Source organism: uncultured Subdoligranulum sp. (assembly GCF_937890665.1).
This window is the reverse complement of record NZ_CALADU010000302.1, coordinates 1-3219: the sequence shown is the minus strand read 5'-3', so window position 1 is coordinate 3219 and position 3219 is coordinate 1. Positions and strand designations below refer to the sequence as shown.

Sequence of the window (3219 nt, the reverse complement as noted above, 5' to 3'; positions counted from 1 at the left end):
GTGCTTACAAAGCCACAGGGGATGTCAATGAGGACAGCCAGGACATTCTGGTCATCGACGAGGACTACCGCAACCGTGAGACCCTGGGCGTGTTGACCATCCGCAAGACCGGCGAAGTGCTGACCGGCTGGGAAGAGAAAGCAACCGACCTGCTGGACCCGCAATTCGGCGGCGAAGCGGTGCCAGGGAATTTCCTGTACACCGAGCGCCCCATCCCCTATGCCGAGGTCACCATTACCGCCAATGAGGACATCTACACGGCTGATCACCAGACCGACGCCAACGGCGACCGAACCCTGTGGTATGCCCAAGGCGATGTGGTAGCGGTTGTCCGAACCGGCGACGGCACCAGCGATATTGCTTCCTTTGCTCCTGGGCGCACTAATTCCACTTATGATTTCCTGAGTGTGATCCATGACGGTACGGTGGGCGAAGTAATCGTCACCTTGCCGCTGGGGTCCTACCATGTGGAGGAAACCACCGCTCCCTATGGCTTTGTGGGCACTAAACAAAGTTATGATGTGACGTTCGAGTGGGATAAGCAGACCAATGATGTGGTTCTGGCAAAAACCATTACCAGAAATCCCGGTGATGGCTCCGCTTCGGAAACTGACAATTATAAAATCGTCAATGTGAAGGATGCGAGTGCCGCACAGATCGAAGCCCAAGTCCTCAAATTCCACAATGAGCGGGTGAAGCCCCAGCTGGATATTTATAAGCGGGACATCAAAACGGGCGCTCTGGTTGCCGGTGCTGTCTATAACCTCATTACGGTGGATGACATCTACAACGCAACCGGTGATCTCTTGTTCCGGGCCGGTGATCTCATCGCAACTTCTGCTCCTACGGATGAAAACGGCCATACCACCTTTACCTGTGATTTCCCCATGCGTGGCGAGTTCTATGGTATGGATGGTGTTCTTATTCCCGAAAACACTACCGCCAACAGCGGCAAATACCGTATTGTAGAGCTGCGCCCGCCCCAGGGATATTTCCTGGATGCACCCGATCAGATTTTCAAGTTCGTCTATCAGGATGCTGAAACACCTGCAATCGAGATGGAGAACACCTTTGAGAATGACGCCACTTCCTTCTGCGTCAGCAAACGGAAGCTGACCGGCGACGATGAGCTGCCCGGTGCGACGCTGACGATCTCGGACAAGGACGGCAACGTAGTTCGCCAGTGGGTCAGCGGCGACAAGCCCCAGGAGATTCGCGGCTTGGCATTCGGCCAGGTATATACCCTCTCTGAGCAGTCCGCGCCTGATGGCTATACCATCGCGGAGAGCATTCGTTTCAAATTGATACAGCGCGAGGATGAAAACGGCGATCTTCTCAACGAGACCGACGTTTATGTCTGCACGGGCAAGGATTGGCTGATCTTCGACCACTGGACGCGGATGGAGGACGGAACCGTCGTCATGCGGGACGCCCCGGCCCCGAATACCCCGGATAACCCGACCTCGACGCCGCAGCCTACACCTGCCCCCACGCCGGAACAGCCGGCACCTGCACCCACGTCCAGCCCGGCCCCCTCTGTGCCGCAAACCGGCGATCATACACCGATTGCGTTGCTGGTCGGCGTGGCCGTAACTGCCGGGATCGCTTTGGTTTTCCTGATTTACCTGCGTCGCCGCAGCAATCTCCCGGCAGAATGGAACCCATCGGAAGATGAAAACAACAGGGACGCCAGCAACCACTAACAACATTCCACCCCATTGTACTGACCATCGCGGAAGGCCCCTGGCAAAGGGGCCTCCCTTTTTATAGGAGACACTCTATGGAAAAACAACAGGAAGCAGCTGCATCCCGCGTTTGGATTTATGCCCGCCATCCCGGCTCCTACACGGCGACCAAAAGCCAAGCCGAATTTCTGGCACTGCGCGCCAAATTATCCGGCTCAGTGGTAGCTGGTGTAAGCCTGGATTCACGGGATGGATGGCGGCGTCCGGGCTACCGCGACCTGCTCCGCCGCATGAAAAAGTCCGATTTCAACTGTATCTACATCACTCGAATGGAAACGCTGGGGCAATCCCGGCGGCGGTTGCTTCACTTTTTCAGCCTGGCCATGAAGCACCATATCAAGATCCGGGCGGTGGAAACCAGTCTACTATATCAGGCAAACACCTGCCGCCTGGGGACGAAGTTGGAACGTCGAGCTGCAAGAAAAGGTTGGGAACTGCCGTGGGCATGATTTTCAGCCAAGGAATCGTAGTTTGCCTGCAAACTACGAGCAAGCACGGCATTATGCTGGCATCCGCCCGCAAAATGCCACTTGTCAGGGGCCCGCCCCTGATACCCCGGAAGGCGCTCACCGCGCCGGACACCAATGCCAGGAGAACACCCATGCTGAAAAGACAAATCAAAGTGACCTTCCGGCTCACGCCCGCCGAATATGAATCGCTGGTTGCCAAAGCTGCGATCGCCGGGCTGAGCAGGGAGGCGTTTTTACGCGCCCTGTTAGAAGGCTGCCAGATTCGCCCGCGGCCGCCCGACAGCTATAAAGACCTGGCCCGTGAGTTGGCCGCCATCGGCAACAACATCAACCAGATCGCACACCTTGCCAACAGTGCCGGGCATTTGACCGCCGCCCAGGCAGAACAGGCGCAGTGCCTTATGCGTCAGGTCTGGCGGCTGGTGCAAGAGCGGGTATGACCATTCTGCGTTTTGTCTGCCCCACGGTTCACAGAAAAGCCTGATTGTGGTACAATATCACTATACTATTTTCAGTATTATGGTATCGGAGGAGATGAACGCCGTGTTGAAAGTGCAGTTTGGAGTTATGCCGGAGGCGGTGTACAATACCTCTCTCTATTTTGATAACACCTACCTTGACAGTTGGATCACCGACCCATTCGGCCAGAAGATGATTCGAGCCATCGACAAGGCCAAAGTTCTCGGCCCCAACGCTGTGGAAAGTAAAGCCCTGGGTGTGTTACCCGTCACCAGCTTATCAGGTGGCGTCAAAACGCTGTTGCTGATCCGCAACGACCGGGAAAAGGTATTTAACGCTTCTGCCTGCGGCGACAACTGCGCCCCCTGGATCTTGCGCATCGCAAAAGAAAGCCGGGAAGATATTACCATCAACCTGCGGCATATCATGAACTTTGGCGATGGAAAATTTGAAATTGAAATCCTCAACGACCACAGCATCGTTCACTCCATGAGCGAACTGGTGCCGCATGCCGTCCAATTCCTGGAAGAAGGGGACAATTCATG

General features: G+C 55.7%; 4 protein-coding genes. All 4 read left to right on the top strand.

Going from position 1 to position 3219, the window contains the following annotated elements; translation table 11 throughout:
* Positions 1-1703 (top strand): SpaA isopeptide-forming pilin-related protein (locus tag Q0526_RS17525; RefSeq protein ID WP_298736510.1); only part of this gene is annotated, 1703 nt, incomplete at its 5' end.
* Between the two features lie 77 nt (positions 1704-1780).
* On the top strand, positions 1781-2194 hold the full coding sequence (locus Q0526_RS17520; protein ID WP_298736507.1) for a hypothetical protein: 414 nt from the start codon (positions 1781-1783) through the stop codon (positions 2192-2194).
* Between the two features lie 152 nt (positions 2195-2346).
* A complete protein-coding gene (locus Q0526_RS17515; protein WP_298736505.1) occupies positions 2347-2655 on the top strand; it encodes a MobC family plasmid mobilization relaxosome protein in 309 nt (102 codons plus the stop codon).
* 103 nt (positions 2656-2758) lie between these two features.
* The coding region (locus Q0526_RS17510) for a DUF4869 domain-containing protein (protein WP_298736503.1) at positions 2759-3219 on the top strand (461 nt) is incomplete at its 3' end.

Coding starts and splice junctions, on each gene's coding strand:
- Q0526_RS17515 (WP_298736505.1), top strand. CDS start 2,347: ATGCTGAAAAGACAAATCAAAGTGACCTTCCGGCTCACGCCCGCCGAA.
- Q0526_RS17520 (WP_298736507.1), top strand. CDS start 1,781: ATGGAAAAACAACAGGAAGCAGCTGCATCCCGCGTTTGGATTTATGCC.